16 protein-coding genes and 1 pseudogene are annotated in these 19697 nt (G+C 59.4%); 11 read left to right on the top strand and 6 right to left on the bottom strand.

The features are described 5' to 3' along the window. Positions 1-6 precede the first annotated feature (6 nt). From yagF to FOY93_RS02520, 3 genes are all read right to left on the bottom strand, one after another. Positions 7-1974, bottom strand: coding sequence for a xylonate dehydratase YagF (gene yagF / locus FOY93_RS02530; protein WP_143344591.1), 1968 nt, complete (start codon positions 1972-1974; stop codon positions 7-9). 14 nt (positions 1975-1988) lie between these two features. Next, complete coding sequence (yagE, locus tag FOY93_RS02525) at positions 1989-2897, bottom strand: 2-keto-3-deoxygluconate aldolase (RefSeq protein WP_143344590.1); 909 nt, start codon at positions 2895-2897, stop codon at positions 1989-1991. 211 nt (positions 2898-3108) lie between these two features. Next, positions 3109-3561 (bottom strand): YhcH/YjgK/YiaL family protein, encoded by a 453-nt coding sequence (locus FOY93_RS02520; protein WP_143344589.1) that lies wholly within the window; start codon positions 3559-3561, stop codon positions 3109-3111. Between the two features lie 675 nt (positions 3562-4236). On the opposite strand from FOY93_RS02520, the gene arcA reads away from it, so the two are divergent. The 5 genes from arcA to FOY93_RS02495 all read left to right on the top strand — a co-directional run bounded on the left by arcA (position 4237) and on the right by FOY93_RS02495 (position 9420). Then, positions 4237-5457 (top strand): arginine deiminase, encoded by a 1221-nt coding sequence (gene arcA, locus FOY93_RS02515; RefSeq protein WP_143344588.1) that lies wholly within the window; start codon positions 4237-4239, stop codon positions 5455-5457. 10 nt (positions 5458-5467) lie between these two features. Next, positions 5468-6379, top strand: a complete 912-nt coding sequence (gene arcC / locus FOY93_RS02510; protein WP_143344587.1) for a carbamate kinase — start codon at positions 5468-5470, stop codon at positions 6377-6379. A 26-nt stretch (positions 6380-6405) separates the two neighbouring features. Next, on the top strand, positions 6406-7410 hold the full coding sequence (gene argF, locus FOY93_RS02505) for an ornithine carbamoyltransferase (RefSeq protein WP_008501386.1): 1005 nt from the start codon (positions 6406-6408) through the stop codon (positions 7408-7410). 46 nt (positions 7411-7456) lie between these two features. After that, positions 7457-8860: a YfcC family protein gene (locus FOY93_RS02500; RefSeq protein ID WP_047742986.1), complete on the top strand. Its 1404-nt coding sequence runs from the start codon at positions 7457-7459 to the stop codon at positions 8858-8860. Between the two features lie 80 nt (positions 8861-8940). After that, positions 8941-9420, top strand: a complete 480-nt coding sequence (locus FOY93_RS02495) for an arginine repressor (RefSeq protein WP_143345699.1) — start codon at positions 8941-8943, stop codon at positions 9418-9420. 3 nt (positions 9421-9423) lie between these two features. Here FOY93_RS02495 and FOY93_RS02490 read toward each other — a convergent pair. Then, positions 9424-9541 (bottom strand): annotated as a pseudogene (locus FOY93_RS02490) (hypothetical protein). On the opposite strand from FOY93_RS02490, the gene FOY93_RS02485 reads away from it, so the two are divergent. From FOY93_RS02485 to ridA, 4 genes are all read left to right on the top strand, one after another. Beyond that, positions 9521-9625, top strand: coding sequence for a pyrBI operon leader peptide (locus FOY93_RS02485; protein WP_022646880.1), 105 nt, complete (start codon positions 9521-9523; stop codon positions 9623-9625). The pseudogene FOY93_RS02490 and the gene FOY93_RS02485 sit on opposite strands and share 21 nt — an antisense overlap. Before the next feature lie 34 nt (positions 9626-9659). Then, positions 9660-10592 carry an aspartate carbamoyltransferase gene (pyrB, locus tag FOY93_RS02480; protein WP_143344586.1) on the top strand — a complete coding sequence of 311 codons (933 nt, stop codon included), beginning with the start codon at positions 9660-9662 and terminating at the stop codon, positions 10590-10592. 13 nt (positions 10593-10605) lie between these two features. Continuing rightward, entirely contained in the window at positions 10606-11067 is a 462-nt protein-coding gene (pyrI, locus tag FOY93_RS02475; RefSeq protein WP_143344585.1) for an aspartate carbamoyltransferase regulatory subunit, read from the top strand. Positions 11068-11140: 73 nt separating this feature from the next. Next, positions 11141-11527, top strand: coding sequence for a 2-iminobutanoate/2-iminopropanoate deaminase (ridA, locus tag FOY93_RS02470; protein ID WP_008501391.1), 387 nt, complete (start codon positions 11141-11143; stop codon positions 11525-11527). A 50-nt stretch (positions 11528-11577) separates the two neighbouring features. On the opposite strand, the gene FOY93_RS02465 is transcribed toward ridA, so the two are convergent. Further along, a complete protein-coding gene (locus FOY93_RS02465; protein ID WP_143344584.1) occupies positions 11578-13962 on the bottom strand; it encodes a beta-N-acetylhexosaminidase in 2385 nt (794 codons plus the stop codon). 140 nt (positions 13963-14102) lie between these two features. Further along, positions 14103-16811: a magnesium-translocating P-type ATPase gene (gene mgtA / locus FOY93_RS02460; protein ID WP_133293661.1), complete on the bottom strand. Its 2709-nt coding sequence runs from the start codon at positions 16809-16811 to the stop codon at positions 14103-14105. 390 nt (positions 16812-17201) lie between these two features. Between mgtA and treR the strand changes: the two genes are divergently transcribed. Next, complete coding sequence (gene treR, locus FOY93_RS02455; RefSeq protein ID WP_032651468.1) at positions 17202-18149, top strand: trehalose operon repressor TreR; 948 nt, start codon at positions 17202-17204, stop codon at positions 18147-18149. Positions 18150-18277: 128 nt separating this feature from the next. Further along, positions 18278-19696 (top strand): PTS trehalose transporter subunit IIBC, encoded by a 1419-nt coding sequence (gene treB, locus FOY93_RS02450; RefSeq protein ID WP_172621928.1) that lies wholly within the window; start codon positions 18278-18280, stop codon positions 19694-19696. Position 19697: the final 1 nt, after the last annotated feature.

Raw genomic sequence — 19697 nt, 5'->3', positions numbered from 1 at the left:
AAATAATTAAATGCCGAGCGCTTTTTTACCGGCGTTAATTACCTCGATAATTTTATCGGTGTCATAAATACAGCCTTTCCAGGTGCCGCCGCTGACCGACTGTAATGCTGCCCACAGGCGGGTGTCGTCCGGCAAAAAGTCGTGGGCGTGCAGGTCCGGGTGCGTCTGCCGCATTGCCAGCTCGCGCGCGCCCTCCTCCGGCGTCAGCGGGTTGTCCTCCTTGCCGATAAAGTTCACGCTACCTGTTAATGTCAGTCGGTCGACGGCTATCTCAATAATGTCATTATTGCGCAGCTTGCCAATCGGCCCGCCCGCCAGCGCCTCCGGCGACACGTGGCCGAAGCAGGCGCCCGTTGACACGCCCGAGAAGCGCGCATCGGTGATTAACGATACCGTCTTGCCCCACGAGATATGCTTCAGCGCGGAGGTAAGCTGGTAGGTCTCTTCCATGCCGGTGCCGGACGGCCCGCCGCCGATGACCACCATGATATCGCCCTGCTTGATCTCTTCCCGCTTGATGGCCTTGATCGCCTGCGCTTCCGAGACAAACACCCGCGCCCGACCGGTGTGGCGGTAAACGCCATCTTCACCGACGACCGACGAGTCGATCGCCGTGGCCTTGATCACCGAGCCTTCCGGCGCGATGTTGCCCGTCGGGAAGCAAACCGTTGAGGTCAGCCCTTTCGCTTTTGCCTTCTCCGGCGGCAGGATCACGTCATCCGGCTCCACGCCGTCCTGCTCGCGCAGGCACTGGCGGAAGCGCTTACGTCGCTCGGACGCCTGCCACCAGTCGAGGTTCTCGCCGACCGTCTGGCCGGTGACGGTCATGGCGTCCAGATGCAGCAGGCCGAGATCGCGCAGATGGAGCATCACCTCCGGCACGCCGCCCGCCAGGAAGGCGCGCACGGTCGGGTGATAGTCCGGGCCGTTGGGCAGCACGCTGACCAGGCGCGGCACCTTACGGTTGACGCGCGTCCAGTGCTCTACGTCCGGGATTGTGCAGCCAGCCGCGTGGGCGATGGCCGGAATGTGCAGCAGTAAATTGGTCGAGCCGCCGAACGCCGCATGGATCACCATGGCGTTTTCGATAGCTTTGTCGGTAAGGATATCGCGCGTGGTGATGCCGCGGTTATCCAGCTCGCTTACGGCCCGCGCCGACTGGCGGGCAATCTCCAGCCACACCGCCTGCCCGGACGGGGCCAATGCGGAGTGCGGCAGCGCCAGACCCAGCGCTTCCGCGACCACCTGCGAGGTGCCCGCCGTGCCGAGGAACTGACACCCGCCGCCCGGCGAGGCGCAGGCGCGACAGCCCAGCTCGGCGGCCTCCTGCAGGGAGAGTTCGTGGTTGGCAAAGCGCGCGCCGATGGTCTGCACCTTGCCCGCATCTTCCCCCACGGTCGGCGGCAGCGTCGCCCCGCCCGGCACCAGAATGGTCGGCAGGTCGTGCATCGAGGCCAGGGCAATCATGGTGGCGGGCAGCCCTTTATCACAGGTGGCGACGCCGATCACCGCCCGCCGCGTGGGCAGAGAGCGGATCAGACGGCGAAACACGATCGCCGCGTCGTTGCGGTACGGCAGGGAGTCGAACATGCCGTGCGTGCCCTGAGAGCGCCCGTCGCACGGATCGCTGACGAAAGCTGCAAACGGGATCCCGCCGTTGCGGGTGATCTCCTTCGCCGCTGCCTGCATCTGCATACCGATTTCCCAGTGCCCGGTGTGGTAGCCCAGCGCAACCGGGCGTCCGTCCCCGGCGCGGATCCCGCCCTGGGTGCCGATAATCAGCACCTCTTTGCCGGTCAGCCTGTTGGCGTCCCAGCCCATTCCTGCGTTCTGCGTCATGCCGAACAGGTTGCCGCTGGGGGATTCCATCAGCATCTGCGGGGTCAGCGGCAGCGCGCCCTGCGGCCCCGCCGCGTGGGTGATCACCGCATAAAACGCATCGTCCTGTGGGGTGAAAATTTTCTCGATGGCCATGGTTATCGTCCGGCTCAGCAGAGCTTGAGCTGTTGCAGCAGGGTTTTCAGCTGCGCCTTGCGCGGCTCGTCCAGCGGCGAGGCGGGCGGCAGCACGTGCGTCGAGACAGGGCGACCGCAGAGCGCTATCGCCTCTTTAATGACGTTCACAAACGGCGTATCCAGCTGATACATCTGCGGGATTTGCAGCAGGGTCTGATGATACTCAGCCGCTTTCGCCACGTCTTTATCCCGCCAGGCTTTCAGAAGATTCACCGACACCTGTGGGGCAAAGTTGACGCTCGCCGAAATCGCCCCGTCGCCGCCGAGCAGCAGGGTATTAAACAGATGATCGTCGTAGCCGCACAGCACGGTGAAGTGCGGATGGGCGGCTTTGACGGTGTGGATCATGCTGCGCAGGTGGGCGACGGAGTCGATGGTGTCTTTGATGCCGACGATGTTGCTGCGCGAGTCGGCCAGGGTTTTCACCAGCGCCGGGGCCAGATCCTGCCCGGTCAGCGCCGGGAAGTTATAGAGCATTACCGGCAGCGTGACGCTGTCCGCCACCTGCTCGAAATAGCGGATCAGGTTCGCTTCCGACACTTTCCAGTAATAAGGGTTGATCACCACGATGCCGTCCGCCCCCGCCTGCTGCGCGTGCTGGCTGAGCGCAATGGTTTCCCGGGCGTTGGTGCCGCCGGTGCCGATCAGCACCGGTACGCGACGATCGACGCGATCGATAGCAAATTGGGCAATGGTTTTACGCTCTTCGGCGCTGAGCTGGGAGAACTCGCCGCCGCTGCCCAGGAAGAACAGGCCGTCAACGCCTGCCGCGATCAGATCGTCGATCAGCGCGGCGGTGCCCTGCTTATCGAGCTGGCCATCGGCGGAAAAAATGGTGGAGACAGGGGGAATGATTCCCGTAAACAACGCGGACTGCGGCATGAGATCTCCTTGCTGAATTATTTTGTTCTACATTATAGAACATCGTTCATTAAATTAACGATCATACTATGACGCAGGAAAAGCGCAGGTAAATGGGAAGGGAAGAGGGAGTGTGGGAAATTTAAGCTGGATCACATATTGCGTGGGTGCGGTCTGGTGCCCTCACCCCGGCCCTCTCCCACGGGGAGAGGGTTAGGGTGAGGGGTCAGGGTTACTCCACCAGCATTTTAACAACCACTTTCCTGACCTTCGCAGGCGCGCCCACCGCGCACAGCGGCTTGTGCACCTCACCCGGCCAGAACACCACAAAATCCCCTTCGCTAAGCACCACGGTTTTCTCCTGCTCGCCTTCCGGCAGGAACGCGATGTCTTTGTCCGCCAGCCAGTCGGTGTCGGGCGTACCGTACGGCAGTGTGCTGAAGGTCATCCCCTCCTGGCCCTTCATGATTATCTGGATGTCCAGATAGCGCGCGTGGTACTCGGCGCGGCGCTCGGCGAACGGCTGGGTCATGTCTTCCGAGACCAGATAAAAGAGGCTGCTGCCGTTGATGTCGTGCTTGCCGAGCGGCGTGGCGTCGGTGACGTGGGCTTTAACGTGCTCGATGGCCTGACGCAGATCGTCAGGCAGCCAGGAGTGCAGATGGTGGATGTTGCCGATAATCATGTGAAATTCCTCTATGTAAAACAACGTTTCATTTTTATCTCTTATACGAGAGTTAAGGCTGCCATACCAGCGCTTTTTAGACGGGTTTTGCGCGAACGCATGTTTATCGGGAATGGTGTTAATTTGCTGTTAATCCTGCCCAGGCAATTATGCAGGGGTTATGCATAACCTCGATCGGCGCTTATCGCACGGCTGTTCTAACCTCTTGATCATGCTCTCTAATTAACAAAACCCCATGCCGCCTCACACTTTACTGTTTTGATAATTTGCTCTAAAAAACCATAATTATTTATTGATTTTTCTTAAGTGCAAAATAGTTAATTACGTTAATTGCATAGCCATTCTTACCCATGAATCTTATCGTTTAAAATCAGTCACATAACAATATATGTCAAAAGATTAAAATCTACAAAACAATAACAACCTCAAATAATGCCACCGAATCCTGCTTAGCTATTCACCCATCAATAATATGAAATTAATCATTATCTGATGCGAATCATGCAAATGAAAACAAATCCCTTAATATCCATTTTCGCGTGAGCAACATCACAATACAGATTATTTAACTGCCTAGTATGAATCACGAAATCAATTGAGCTTAGCCGCCATGAAATTAAATACGTTACATGGCGCATGCCCTTTTTATTCTGAAAAACAGTTAAAGGAATAATTATGGAAAAGCATTACGTCGGTTCTGAAATTGGTCAATTGCGTAGCGTTATGCTGCACCGCCCAAATTTAAGTCTGAAACGCTTAACGCCATCGAATTGCCAGGAGCTGCTTTTCGATGACGTGCTCTCGGTTGAGCGGGCGGGTGAGGAGCATGACATCTTCGCAAACACGCTGCGCGAGCAGGGTGTGGAAGTCCTGCTGTTGACCGACCTTCTGACACAAACCCTTGATATTGCAGAGGCGAAGGCCTGGCTGCTGGAGACGCAAATCTCCGACTATCGTCTCGGCCCCACCTTTGCCGGCGACGTTCGCGGCTGGCTGGCGGATATGCCGCACCGCGAACTGGCGCGCAGGCTGAGCGGCGGATTAACCTACGGTGAAATTCCGGCGGCGATTAAAAATATGGTGGTAGATACCCACACGGCGAATGATTTTATTATGAAGCCGCTGCCAAACCATTTATTTACCCGTGATACCTCCTGCTGGATCTATAACGGCGTCTCTATTAACCCGATGGCCAAACCGGCCCGTCAGCGCGAAACCAATAACCTGAGGGAAATATATCGCTGGCACCCGGCGTTCGCCGACGGCGATTTTATTAAGTATTTCGGCGACGAGAATATTAATTACGACCACGCCACCTTAGAAGGCGGTGACGTATTAGTGATTGGCCGCGGCGCGGTATTAATCGGCATGTCCGAACGTACGACGCCGCAGGGCGTGGAATTTCTCGCCAACAGCCTGTTCAAACACCGTCAGGCCGAGCGAGTGATCGCCGTTGAGCTGCCAAAACACCGCTCCTGCATGCACCTCGACACCGTCATGACCCACATCGACGTGGATACCTTCTCCGTCTACCCGGAAGTGGTGCGCAAAGACGCCCAGTGCTGGACGCTCACCCCGGACGGACGCGGCGGCCTGCTGCGTACCCAGGAAACCGACCTGCTGCACGCCATCGAGAAGGCGCTCGGCATTAACCAGGTACGTCTGATCACCACCGGCGGCGACGCCTTTGAGGCCGAACGCGAGCAGTGGAACGACGCCAATAACGTGCTGACCATCCGCCCCGGCGTGGTGATCGGCTACGAGCGCAACGTCTGGACCAACGAGAAGTACGACAAAGCGGGTATCACCGTGCTGCCCATCCCGGGCGACGAACTCGGACGCGGCCGCGGCGGCGCGCGCTGCATGAGCTGCCCGCTGGAACGCGACGGAATTTAAAGGAGCCATCATGGAACGAAAACCCACTCTGGTTGTGGCCCTGGGCGGCAACGCGCTGCTCAAGCGCGGCGAGCCGCTGGAAGCGGAGATCCAGCGCCAGAACATCGAGCAGGCCGCCCGCACCATCGCCGGGCTGACGGCGCAGTGGCGCGTGGTGCTGGTACACGGCAACGGGCCGCAGGTCGGACTGCTGGCGCTGCAGAACAGCGCCTACGACAAAGTGACGCCCTACCCGCTGGACGTTCTCGGCGCCGAAAGCCAGGGAATGATCGGCTACATGCTCCAGCAGGCGCTGAAAAACAGCCTGCCGCAGCGGGAGGTGAGCGTTCTGCTCACCCAGGTAGAAGTGGACGCCGCCGATCCGGCCTTCAGCAACCCGACCAAGTACATCGGCCCGGTGTACAGCGAAGCCCAGGCAAAAACGCTGGCGACGGAGAAAGGTTGGGTGTTTAAGGCCGACGGCAAGTACTTCCGCCGCGTGGTGCCCTCTCCGCAGCCTAAGCGCATCGTCGAGAGCGACGCCATCACGGCGCTGATCCAGCGCGATCACCTGGTGATCTGCAACGGCGGCGGCGGCGTGCCGGTAGTGGAGAACGCCAACGGCTATCGCGGCATTGAGGCGGTGATCGACAAAGACCTCTCCGCCGCCCTGCTGGCGCGCCAGATCGAGGCCGACGCCCTGCTGATCCTGACCGATGCCGACGCGGTGTACCTCGACTGGGGCAAACCGACCCAGCGCCCGCTGGCGCAGTTGACGCCGGAGCTGCTCAGGGGCATGCAGTTCGACGCCGGATCGATGGGGCCGAAAGTGGCCGCCTGCCGCGAGTTCGTTGAAGCCTGCAACGGCATTGCCGGGATCGGCGCGCTGGCCGACGGCGCGGAGATCCTCGCGGGCGAGAAAGGCACGCTGATTCGTAACTGAACACTCATTTTAAAAAGGATTTAGCCATGACCATCAACCTGAAAAACCGCAACTTCCTGAAACTGCTGGACTACACCCCGGCGGAGATCCAGTACCTGATCGACCTCGCCATCGAGCTCAAGGCCGCCAAAAAAGCCGGGCGCGAGAAGCAAACCCTGGTCGGGAAAAACATCGCCCTGATCTTTGAAAAAACCTCCACCCGTACCCGCTGCGCCTTCGAAGTGGGCGCGTTCGACCAAGGCGCGCAGGTGACCTATCTCGGCCCAAGCGGATCGCAGATTGGCCATAAAGAGTCGATGAAAGACACCGCCCGCGTGCTGGGCCGCATGTACGACGGCATCGAATACCGCGGCTATGGTCAGGCCATCGTCGAAGAGCTGGGCGAGTATGCGGGCGTGCCGGTGTGGAACGGCCTGACCGATGAGTTCCACCCAACGCAAATCCTCGCCGACCTGATGACCATGCTGGAGCACTCCCCGGGCAAAACCCTGCCGGAACTGAGCTTTGCCTATCTCGGCGACGCGCGCAACAACATGGGCAACTCCCTGATGGTGGGCGCGGCCAAGATGGGGATGGATATCCGCCTCGTCGCGCCGAAATCCTTCTGGCCGGAAGCGGGGCTGGTTGAGCAGTGCCGCGCCATTGCGAAAGAGACGGGCGCGCGCATCACCCTCACCGACGACGTGGAAGAAGGCGTGCAGGGGACCGATTTCCTCTACACCGACGTGTGGGTCTCCATGGGCGAGCCGAAGGAAGCCTGGGCCGAGCGCGTCAGCCTGATGAAGCCATATCAAATTAACGCCCAGGTGATGAAGGCCACCGGCAACCCGAACGTCAAATTCATGCACTGCCTGCCGGCGTTCCACAACGAGCACACCAAAGTGGGCCGTGAGATCGAGATGGCGTACGGCCTGAAGGGGCTGGAAGTGACGGAAGAGGTCTTCGAATCGCCGAATTCCATCGTCTTTGACGAAGCAGAGAACCGCATGCACACCATCAAAGCGGTCATGGTGGCGACACTCGGCGACTAATCACCGCCCGGCGCGCCGCGGGTGCGCCGGGTTTAAGGAGAACATCATGGGCAAGTTCAAGTTTCCCTCCGCTTACACCATTCTCTTTTTCCTGATTGCCGTTGTGGCGGCGCTGAGCTGGGTCGTCCCCGCCGGTCAGTACCAGATGGCGATGAACGAAACCCTCGGTAAAGAAGTCCCGATTGCCGGAACGTACGCGCACGTGGCGGCACATCCGCAGGGGCTGGTTTCCGTCCTGATGGCGCCCATCGCCGGGCTGTACGATCCGGTCTCCGGCCAGGCCGGGGCGATCGACGTCGCGCTGTTTATCCTGATCATCGGCGGTTTTCTCGGGATCGTCACCAAAACCGGGGCGATTGATGCGGGGATCGAACGCGTCACTACGCGACTACGCGGGCGCGAGGAGTGGATGATCCCGATCCTTATGGCGCTGTTTGCCGCGGGCGGCACGATTTACGGCATGGCCGAAGAGTCACTGCCCTTCTATACCCTGCTGGTGCCGGTGATGCTGGCCGCGCGGTTCGATCCGGTTGTCGCCGCTTCTACCGTGCTGCTCGGGGCGGGGATCGGCACGCTGGGTTCTACCATCAACCCGTTTGCCACGGTCATCGCCGCCAACGCCGCCGGGATCCCCTTTACCAACGGCATCGCCCTGCGCGTGGCGCTGCTGGTTATCGGCTGGATCATCTGCGTGGCGTGGGTGATGCGTTACGCCCGTAAGGTGCGCCAGGATCCGTCGCTGTCGATCGTTGCGGATAAGCAGGAAGAGAACCGCGCCCATTTTCTCGGCGACAAGGGCGAACAGTCGCTGGAATTCACCCTGGTGCGCAAAATCATCCTGGTGATTTTCGCCCTCGCCTTCGCGGTGATGATCTACGGCGTGGCGGTGCTGGGCTGGTGGATGGCAGAGATCTCAGCGGTGTTTCTCGCCAGCGCGATCATCGTCGGCCTGATTGCCCGCATGAGCGAAGAGGAGCTGACGTCGACGTTTATCAACGGCGCGCGAGATTTGCTGGGCGTCGCGCTGATTATCGGCATCGCGCGCGGTATCGTAGTCATCATGGATAAGGGCATGATTACCCACACCATTTTGCACAGCGCGGAAGGGCTGGTCAGCGGGTTGTCCACGGTAGCGTTTATCAACGTGATGTACTGGCTGGAGGTCGTGCTGTCGTTTCTTGTGCCTTCTTCATCCGGCCTGGCCGTTCTGACGATGCCGATCATGGCGCCGCTTGCCGATTTCGCTAACGTCAACCGCGACCTGGTGGTGACGGCTTACCAGTCGGCCTCCGGCATCGTTAACCTCGTCACGCCCACTTCTGCCGTCGTGATGGGCGGGCTGGCTATCGCCCGCGTGCCCTACGTGCGTTATCTGAAATGGGTGGCGCCGCTGCTGGGCATTTTAACGGTGGTGATTATGGTGGCGTTAAGTCTGGGTGCCTTGTTGTGATTTGCCGGATGGCGCTGCGCTTATCCGGCCTACGGATCGGTGCGGTGCCACCGGTTATTTCGGGAACTGATATGGGAACTATGATGGATTACGAAGAGTACTCTCCCAAAGAGCAACTACAGCTGACGGTCTGCCAGCGCCTGATCGCAGAAAAGAGTTACCTCTCTCAGGAGGAGATCCGCCGGGATTTACAGGAGTGTGGTTTTGAGACCATCAGCCAGTCCACCGTTTCACGTCTGCTTAAATTGCTCGGTATCATAAAAATTCGAAATGCCAAAGGGCTTAAGATTTATTCGCTGAATCCCCAGCTGCGCCCTGCCCCCGACGCCGCGCGTACCGTGTCCGAAATGGTGGTCAGCGTCGAGCATAATAGCGAGTTTATCCTTGTTCATACCGTCGCCGGATATGGCCGCGCGGTGGCGCGTATTCTGGATTATCACCAGCTTCCGGAAATATTAGGCGTGGTGGCCGGCAGCAGTATTGTCTGGGTCGCCCCCCGGGTGGTGAAGCGTACCGCGCTGGTGCATAAGCAAATTAATTATTTACTCAGAACGCATTAATATTCATAAAGAACCGTTTGCATTGAGTAAAGCGTGCATTAAATCGCTTGATCCGAAAAGCGAGCTGCGTATAATGCCCAACAATTTGCCGGGAGGAAGCATGGTCAAGCGTGTACGACATAACGTCTTACCGCGTCTGAAATCAGACGCTGGCCTGCCGTTTTTCTTCCCGTTGCTAAACCTATTCCCAGAGCCCCTCATTTGAGGGGCTTTTTTTTGCCCGGCGTCAGGAGATAAACATGAATCCGCTTTATCAAAAACACATCATTTCCATAAACGACCTCAGCCGCGAAGAGCTGGAACTGGTTCTGGAAACCGCGGCAAAACTGAAGGCCAATCCGCAACCGGAGCTGCTGAAGCACAAGGTGATTGCGAGCTGCTTCTTTGAAGCCTCAACCCGCACCCGCCTCTCCTTTGAGACCTCCATGCACCGCCTGGGCGCGAGCGTGGTGGGCTTCTCGGACAGCAGCAACACGTCGCTGGGTAAAAAAGGCGAGACCCTGGCGGATACCATTTCAGTGATTAGCACCTACGTCGACGCAATTGTGATGCGTCATCCACAGGAGGGCGCGGCGCGCCTCGCGACCGAGTTTTCCGGCGGCATTCCGGTGCTGAACGCCGGCGACGGTGCCAACCAGCACCCAACGCAGACGCTGCTGGACCTGTTCACCATTCAGGAGACGCAGGGCAAACTTGAGAACCTGAACATCGCCATGGTTGGCGACCTTAAATACGGCCGCACCGTTCACTCCCTGACCCAGGCGCTGGCGAAATTTAACGGCAACCGCTTCTTCTTCATCGCCCCGGACGCACTGGCGATGCCGCAGTACATTCTCGACATGCTGGACGAGAAAGGCATTCAGTGGAGCCTGCATGCCAGCATCGAAGAGGTGATGACCCACGTGGATATTCTCTACATGACCCGCGTGCAGAAAGAGCGTCTGGACCCGTCCGAATACGCCAACGTGAAGGCGCAGTTCGTGCTGCGCGCCAGCGACCTCGAGGGCGCGCGCGACAACATGAAGGTCCTGCATCCGCTGCCGCGCATCGATGAGATCACCACAGACGTGGATAAAACGCCGCACGCCTGGTACTTCCAGCAGGCCGGAAACGGCATCTTCGCCCGCCAGGCGTTACTGGCACTGGTTCTGAATCGCGAATTGGCACTGTAAGGGGAAAACGACCATGACACACGATAACAAACTCCAGGTTGAAGCCATCAAGCGCGGCACCGTGATTGACCACATCCCTGCGCAGGTGGGCTTTAAGCTGCTGACGCTGTTCAAACTGACCGAAACCGACCAGCGCATCACCATCGGCCTGAACCTGCCGTCGGGCGAGATGGGCCGCAAAGACCTGATTAAAATCGAGAACACCTTCCTGACCGACGAGCAGGTCAACCAGCTGTCGCTGTACGCGCCGGACGCTACCGTCAACCGCATCGACGAGTATGAAGTGGTCGGCAAATCCCGTCCGAGCCTGCCGGATCGCATCGAAAGCGTGCTGGTCTGCCCGAACAGCAACTGCATCAGTCACGCTGAGCCGGTTTATTCCAGCTTTGCAGTGAAAAAACGCGCCGATGACATCGCGCTCAAATGCAAATACTGCGAAAAAGAGTTTTCTCATTATGTGGTGCTGGCCAACTAATTGAGGTTGGTAATGAAATCCCGGCTGTTATAATGGCCGGGAACATTCTTAACGCTGTAATTCTGGAGAAAACATGAGCAAAGTACTCGCGACGGAAAATGCACCAGCGGCTATCGGCCCTTACGTTCAGGGCGTTGATCTGGGTAGCATGATCATCACTTCCGGTCAGATCCCGGTGAACCCAAAAACCGGCGCGGTGCCGGAAGACGTCGCGGCACAGGCGCGTCAGTCGCTGGAAAACGTGCAGGCTATCGTTGAATCTGCCGGTCTGAAAGTGGGCGATATCGTGAAAACCACCGTATTCGTGAAGGATCTGAACGATTTCGCGACCGTTAACGCCACTTACGAAGCATTCTTCACCGAGCACAACGCCACCTTCCCGGCGCGCTCCTGCGTGGAAGTGGCCCGTCTGCCAAAAGACGTGAAAATTGAAATCGAAGCGATCGCCGTTCGTCGTTAATTCGCTTTGGCGATAAAAAAGGCAGCCCAGGCTGCCTTTTTTGTTGCTTGCTACTGATTCCGCGTTGCCCTGAGCAGCGTCTCCAGCGGATAGACCACCGCAATCACCACTTCGTCCTGAACCTTCGCCGCGTTATCCAGCTCGCTCTGAATCGACGCGATCTCTTTATCATCCAGCGTGCCCTGGCGCGCCACCAGATCCGTCAGCCGCAGGCCAATCGACGCCAGCTTATCCACCTCCTGGATCACCGGCTTCATCGCCTTCAGCTGATAGCTGTTTTCGCTTAACGCCAGCGCGTCGCTGGTGTTGCTCTGCCAGCGGTTAAAGACGTGGCGCAGGGCGTCAGCGCTTTCCGTGTCTTCCGCATCGCTCACCAGACGGTCCGCCCATTTGTGCATCTGGCGCACGGTGGCGCTTTCGGCGTTCAGCGCATCCGCAAAGCGGTTGAGGGGCTCGAACTGATGATAGTTTCCGGCCTGAAACTTCAGGTGCTGGCGGGTGTAATACTGCGCGGGCTCTACCGCCTGAGCGAGGATCTGCAGCGGCAGGGTATCGGCATTACCGGCGAGGCGCGTGAACTGCACCTGCTGCTGGGTATGCTGCTGCAGCCCGACCGACACCGTCGACCAGCTGTCCATCGCCTGCAGGCGGGTGTACATGTTATCGACGTCGTTGACGTCCTGCGCGGACCACAGCCGCTCCGCCACCGCAAAGGTGCGCGGCCACAGGCGGATATCCAGCACCGGCGCCACCACGTTTTCCGCCCATAGCGCGGCTTCACCGCCGAGCAGGTTTGCCTGATTCGCCACGTCCGGCACGACCGGCGGAATGCCTTTCGGCACCGCGTCCAGACGCGTGCCGCTGATTGGGTAACGCGTATTCCCCACCAGGAAATAGCCGGTGAGCTTGTCGTTATCGACGGAGACCACCGGGCGCGTCTCGCCCATCCAGGTGTCGACGGTGAAGGTCACCTGGTTGTCGTCACGCCATTCAATATCCTGCACCGCGCGGCGCGATTTCCCGGCAAAATCAATAAACCCGCGCCAGCCTGCGTCCCCTTTCACCAGCGTGAAGCTCCCCTCCACCGGCTTGCCCTTCAGGCGCGGCATGGAAAAGGCCCAGCTTTGGACGCTGTCGGTGTCTGCAATCACATCCACGCCGTTCAGACCCTGCGGGACGATCTCGTTGCGGTAGTGATAGGCGGTGGACTGGGGCTGATCGAGATAGAAACCGGTGGAGAGAATGCTCTTGTAGCCGTTCTGCGCCACCTGCCCCAGCGCGTCCTGCCCCTGCCAGGACTGGATCAGAATGCTTTTCGGCAGATCGGGATGGTAGATCTCATCCCAGCCGACCATCTGGCGGTGATGCTTCTCAAGGATCGTTTCCAGCCTGCGGTTGAAGTAAGCCTGCAGCGCGTGACTGTCCGCCAGCCTGTTGTCGCGCATAAACTGCTGGATGGCCAGGTTCGCTTTCCACTGGCTATCGTCCACCTCATCACCGCCGATGTGCAGGTACGGATCGGGGAAGATCGCCGCCAGTTCGCTGACCATCGCGTCAGCAAAGGCGTAAGTCGCGTCTTTTGTGGGATCCAGCACCGGCTTCAGCACGCCCCAGTGGCGCTCCATGGCGTACGGCCCCGGCGCGCTCATCAGCTCCGGGTAGGCCACGGCAATCGCCGAGGCGTGACCCGGCATGTCGATCTCCGGCACCACGCGAATGCCGCGCTCGGCGGCGTAACGCACCACCTCGCGCATCTGCTCAGGCGTGTAGAACAGCCCGTCGCTGGCAAGCTGCGTCAGCTTAGGGTAGCGCTTCGAGCTGAAGCGCCAGCCCTGATCGTCGGTTAAGTGCCAGTGCAGGACGTTGAGCTTCGCCGCGGCCATGCCGTCGATCTGGCGCTTGATATCCGGCAGCGGAATAAAGTGGCGCGCCGAGTCGAGCAACAGCCCGCGCCACGGGAAACGCGGCGAATCTTCAATGGTAACCCACGGGATCGAGGTGTTTTCCGCCCCGTTCTGCATCAGCTGGAGCAGGGTTTCCATGGCGCGCAGCGCGCCGAAGCGGGTGTTGGCGGAGATATTCACCCCGTTGGCGTCCACCGTGAGCTTATAGGTTTCATCGCTGTCCGGCAGCGGCTGCGGCTTGACCTTTTTGGCAATCGCGATGCGGATAGTCGGTTTGTCCGGCTTTTCAGCCTGCGGCTGCAGCGTCCAGCCGGTTTGCAGGGCGATGCGCTGGCGCAGTCGGTTGACGGCGTCACCGAGATCGTCCCCGCTGACGCTAATGGATACGTTGTTGCTGAGCACCAGCGCGCCCTGGGTCGTCGGGCGTTCGACCTTCGCAGGCCAGGGCATTAAAGGGAGATCCCCTGCCGGGGCGGCAAAGGCAGAAGCGCCGAGCATCAGCCCGGCGGTTAAGAGACTGTACCGTAACATGAATGTTCCTTATCTGACGGGCCAAATAAAGGCAAAACATTCTGTTAACATGCGCTCAATTTGTCGTCAAGCGAATGCGCCGACGGAGATCACAGGTTGTTGAATTTAGGAGGAAAGCTAGCTGCCCGGCGGCGCTGCCGTTACTGCCACCCATACCGACGCGCATAGAATCCTTTCACCATCTGGGTCAGCACCATATAGCCCGCGAGGATCGCCACCAGCCACGGGAAGTAGCTCAGCGGCAGCGCCTGAAGCTGCAGGTAGCTCGCCAGCGGTGAGAACGGCAGCGCGATGCCGAGCGCCATCACAATCCCCGTCATCACAATCAGCGGCCACGCGGCACGGCTCTGGATGAACGGAATGCGGCGGGTGCGGATCATATGCACAATTAGCGTCTGCGACAGCAGGCCTACCACGAACCAGCCGGACTGGAACAGCGTCTGATGTTCCGGGGTGTTGGCATGGAACACAAACCACATCAGGCAGAAGGTCAGGATGTCGAAGATGGAGCTGATCGGGCCAAAGAACAGCATGAAGCGCCCGAGATCTGCCGGGTTCCAGTGCTGCGGCTTCTGGATCTGCTCGTCGTCCACGTTATCAAACGGAATCGCCACCTGAGACACGTCGTACATCAGGTTCTGGATCAGCAGGTGCAGCGGCAGCATCGGCAGGAACGGCAGAAACGCGCTCGCCACCAGCACGCTGAAGACGTTACCGAAGTTGGAGCTGGCGGTCATCTTGATGTACTTGAGCATATTGGCAAAGGTACGGCGCCCTTCGATGACGCCCTCCTCCAGCACCATCAGGCTTTTTTCCAGCAGAATGATATCCGCCGCTTCACGGGCAATATCGACCGCTCCGTCTACGGAGATACCGATATCCGCCGCACGCAGAGCGGGCGCATCGTTGATGCCGTCGCCCATAAAGCCCACCACGTGCCCTTCGCGCTTGAGCAGGGTGACGATGCGCTCTTTGTGCATCGGCGTCAGGCGGGCAAACAGCGTGGTACGCTGGGCAAGCTTCGCCAGCTCGTCATCAGAGAAATGTTCAATATCGCTCCCCACCACCACGTCACCCGCGTCCAGCCCCACCTCGTGGCACACTTTCGCCGCCACCAGCTCGCTGTCGCCGGTGAGGATTTTCACGGTAATACCGCTCGCCTTCAGCGCTTTGAGCGCCGGGGCGGTGGTCTCTTTCGGCGGGTCGAGGAAGGCGATGTAACCTTCGAGGATCAGATCGGATTCGTCAATACGCTGGTAATCACCCTCGCGCGCGGGCAGGAACTTGCTCGCGACCGCCACGACGCGCAGCCCCTGACGGTTCAGGTTGTCGGTGACGCGCTTGATGCGGCGCAGCATAGTGTCGTCCAGCGGCACGATGTCGCCGTTATAGCGAACCTGCGTCGACACGTTAAGGATCTCCTGCAGCGCACCTTTGCAGATCAGCTGATGCACGTCCGTCTGCTCGCTCACCACCACCGACATGCGGCGGCGCTCGAAGTCGAACGGGATCTCATCCACCTTCTGCCAGCGGCCGGAGAGCGTGCGGGCTGATTCTTCATCCACCCCTTCCAGCACCGCAACGTCGAGCAGGTTTTTCAGCCCGGTCTGATAATGGCTGTTCAGCCACGCGCTGTGAAGGACGCGCTCGCTGGTTTTGCCGGAGATATCGGTGTGGTTCTCCAGCACGATTTTGTCCTGCGTCAGGGTGCCGGTTTTATCGGTACAAAGGATGTCCATCGCGCCAAAGTTCTGAATGGCATCGAGGTGTTTAACGATCACTTTTTGTTTAGAGAGCTTCACCGCACCGCGCGCCAGCGTGGATGTGACGATCATCGGCAGCATTTCAGGCGTTAAGCCAACGGCCACGGAGAGCGCGAACAGGGCCGCTTCCCACCAGTCGCCTTTGGTGTAGCCGTTGATCAGCAGCACGATTGGCGTCATCACCATCATAAAGCGGATCAGCAGCATGCTGACGCGGCCAATCCCTTTCTGGAAGGCGTTTGGCTCGCTCTCCTGCTCGCTGACGCGCCCGGCAAGCTGTCCAAACCAGGTGTTGCCCCCGGTGGCGGTGACAATCGCCTGCGCCGTACCGCTGACCACCGTGGTGCCCATAAAGCACAGGGTGTCGCACTCGAGCGGATTCATCTGCTGCGGGTCGCGGCTGCGCGCCACCTTTTCAACGGGCAGGGATTCCCCGGTAAGGGAGGCCTGCGCGACGAAAAGATCGCGCGCCTGGATGATGCGTAAATCCGCCGGGATCATGTCCCCCGCGGCCAGCTTCACCAGATCGCCCGGCACCAGCTGGTCGATAGGCAGTTCCACCCAGGCGTTTTCGCCGAGATCGTTAATCACGCGCGAGACGGTCGCGGTGTTGCTGACCATCGCCTTCAGGGCGTCAGCCGCTTTGGTAGAGCGGGCTTCCTGAATAAAGTTCAGCAGCGTGGAGATACCGACCATAAGGGCAATGACGCCTGCGGCAAACAGATCTTCCGTCGCGTAGGAGATGAGGCCGAGCACGGTCAGCAGCAGGTTGAACGGGTTGCGGTAGCAGAGCCACAGGTGCACCCACCACGGAGACGGCTTTTGCGCCGGAATGAGGTTATCGCCATGCACGGCGCGGATTTTTTCCACTTCTGACGCGTTCAGCCCTTCCGGGTGTCCGCCAAAGGCGCGCCAGACTTCGTTTTCATCCATCGCCGCCACGTTCAGGCAGCGTTCGGTCAGGGACGCGGGGATCGCCGCCCCCGCCATGTTTTTGGCATTAGGCAGCGGGTCGCGCTGGACAAGACGGTGTGGCAGGTGGCGGCTCAGCAGGGCCTGCAGCTGCCGGGTGATATTTTTAAACATAGTCATTCCTCCGCATCCGCGAATGCGGACGCAGCATTTCCTTCAGGCGTGGCAAGGCCGTACCTGAGAGGCACTCAATTTTTCAAGCAGGAACGTTTGGGACGTTGCTGCCTCACATCACCGGTGAGACAGCAAAAGCTGGCTTACCGGAAAGAACGCATTCTCCCGTTCAGGAGAGGTGAGGGATCGGGATCCATGAAGCCTCCGGTAAGTAAAAAACAGGGTGTCGCCGCGCAGTCCAGGGATTTAGGCATACCCTTTATGACGATTCGGGCGGTATTATACCCCCCTGCAAATAAACCGAACGTAAACCAGACTTTGCCCATAGCGAAATCGCGCTATAGCATTAGGCTCAATTCACTACATCGTCGTTGTTACAGGGAATACAGCATGCAGAACCGCCTTACGATTAAAGACATCGCACGTTTAAGCGGCGTGGGGAAATCGACCGTCTCACGCGTGCTGAATAACGAAAGCGGCGTCAGCGAACGCACCCGCGAGCGCGTCGAGGCGGTTATGAATCAGCACGGTTTTTCCCCTTCCCGCTCCGCGCGCGCCATGCGCGGGCAGAGTGACAAAGTCGTCGCCATCATTGTCTCGCGTCTGGACTCTCTGTCTGAAAACCTCGCCGTGCAGACGATGCTGCCCGCCTTCTACGAGCAGGGATATGATCCGATCATGATGGAGAGCCAGTTCTCGCCACAGCTGGTGGAAGAGCATCTGGGCATGCTCCAGCGGCGCAACATTGACGGCGTGGTGCTGTTCGGCTTTACCGGCATCAAAGACGAGATGCTAAAACCCTGGCAGCCGTCGCTGGTGCTGCTGGCGCGCGATGCCCACGGGTTTGCCTCCGTCTGCTATGACGACGAGGGCGCGATTATCACCCTGATGCAGCGCCTGTTTGACGAAGGCCATCGCCACATCAGCTTCCTCGGCGTCCCGCACGCGGACGTCACCACCGGCAAGCGTCGTCATGAGGCCTACCTGGCCTTTTGCAAAAAGCACAATCTTTCCGCCGTGGCCTCCCTGCCGGGTCTGGGCATGAAGCAGGGCTACGAGCAGGTCGCCAGCGTACTGACGCCGCAGACCACCGCGCTGGTGTGCGCCACGGATACCCTTGCACTGGGTGCCAGCAAATATCTGCAGGAGCAGCGTATCGATAACCTGCAGGTGGCGAGCGTCGGCAGCACGCCGCTGATGAAGTTTCTGCACCCGGAGATCATCACCGTCGATCCGGGCTACGCCGAATCCGGCAGACAGGCCGCCGCGCAGCTGATCGAGCAGATAAACGGGCGCGCTGAGCCGCGTCAGATCGTCATTCCCGCTCACCTTTCGTAATCGCCATAAAACAGATTATTGTGATCTTCGCCCGATTTCGGGAACGTTCCCATTTTCGCCGCCACGCTGAAGGAGTAGGCTTGCGCTCAGGTCATTACCCCCCTCACCATCTGTCATGAGGTTTCATGATGAGTAAAGTCAAACAAGCAGATATCGATCGGCTGATCGTCCTGGTCGGCGGCCGCGAAAACATCGCCACCGTCAGCCATTGCATTACCCGCCTGCGCTTCGTGCTGAACGATCCGGCCAAAGCCAACCCGAAGGCCATTGAAGAACTTTCCATGGTCAAAGGCTGCTTCACCAACGCCGGGCAGTTCCAGGTCGTTATTGGTACCGAAGTGGGCGATTACTATCAGGCTCTGCTGGCGACAACCGGTCACTCCTCCGCCGATAAAGAGCAGGCGAAGAAGGCCGCGCGCCAGAATATGAAGTGGCACGAGCAGCTGATTTCCCACTTCGCGGAAATTTTCTTCCCGCTGCTGCCCGCGCTGATCAGTGGGGGCTTGATCTTAGGCTTCCGTAACGTCATCGGCGATGTGCCGATGAGCGACGGTAAAACCCTGGCGCAGATGTATCCGGCGCTGAAAACCGTTTACGATTTCCTGTGGCTGATTGGCGAGGCGATCTTCTTCTATCTGCCGGTCGGGATTTGCTGGTCCGCGGTGCGTAAAATGGGCGGCACGCCGATTCTCGGAATCGTGCTGGGCGTCACGCTGGTCTCTCCACAGTTAATGAACGCTTACTTACTTGGTCAGCAGCTGCCTGAGGTGTGGAACTTCGGCCTGTTTACCATCGCCAAAGTGGGCTATCAGGCTCAGGTCATTCCGGCCCTGCTGGCGGGTCTGGCGCTGGGCTTTATTGAAACGCGCCTGAAACGCATCGTGCCGGATTACCTCTATCTGGTGGTGGTGCCGGTCTGCTCGCTGATCCTGGCGGTGTTTCTGGCGCACGCCTTTATCGGTCCGTTTGGCCGCATGATTGGCGACGGCGTGGCCTTCGCGGTGCGTCACCTGATGACCGGCAGCTTCGCGCCAATCGGCGCCGCGCTGTTTGGCTTCCTGTACGCCCCGCTGGTGATCACCGGCGTGCACCAGACCACGCTGGCCATTGATATGCAGATGATCCAGAGCCTCGGCGGCACGCCGGTCTGGCCGATTATCGCCCTGTCTAACATTGCTCAGGCGTCCGCGGTGACCGGCATCATCATCGTCAGCCGCAAGCACAACGAACGCGAGATCTCCGTTCCGGCGGCCATTTCCGCCTACCTCGGCGTCACCGAACCGGCGATGTACGGTATCAACCTGAAATACCGCTTCCCGATGCTCTGCGCGATGATCGGTTCCGGTCTGGCTGGCCTGGTATGCGGACTGAACGGCGTAATGGCAAACGGGATTGGCGTCGGCGGCCTGCCGGGCATCCTCTCCATCCAGCCCGCTTACTGGCAGGTGTTTGCCCTGGCGATGGCCATCGCGATTATCGTCCCAATGGCGCTCACCACCGTGGTTTACCAGCGTAAGTTCCGTCAGGGCTCGCTGCAGATTGTTTAAC

It is taken from the genome of Enterobacter sp. 18A13 (genome assembly GCF_007035975.1).
Lineage (GTDB): Bacteria > Pseudomonadota > Gammaproteobacteria > Enterobacterales > Enterobacteriaceae > Enterobacter > Enterobacter vonholyi.
Note: the sequence above shows the minus strand (reverse complement) of the source record. Positions and strands in the feature narration are given on the sequence as shown.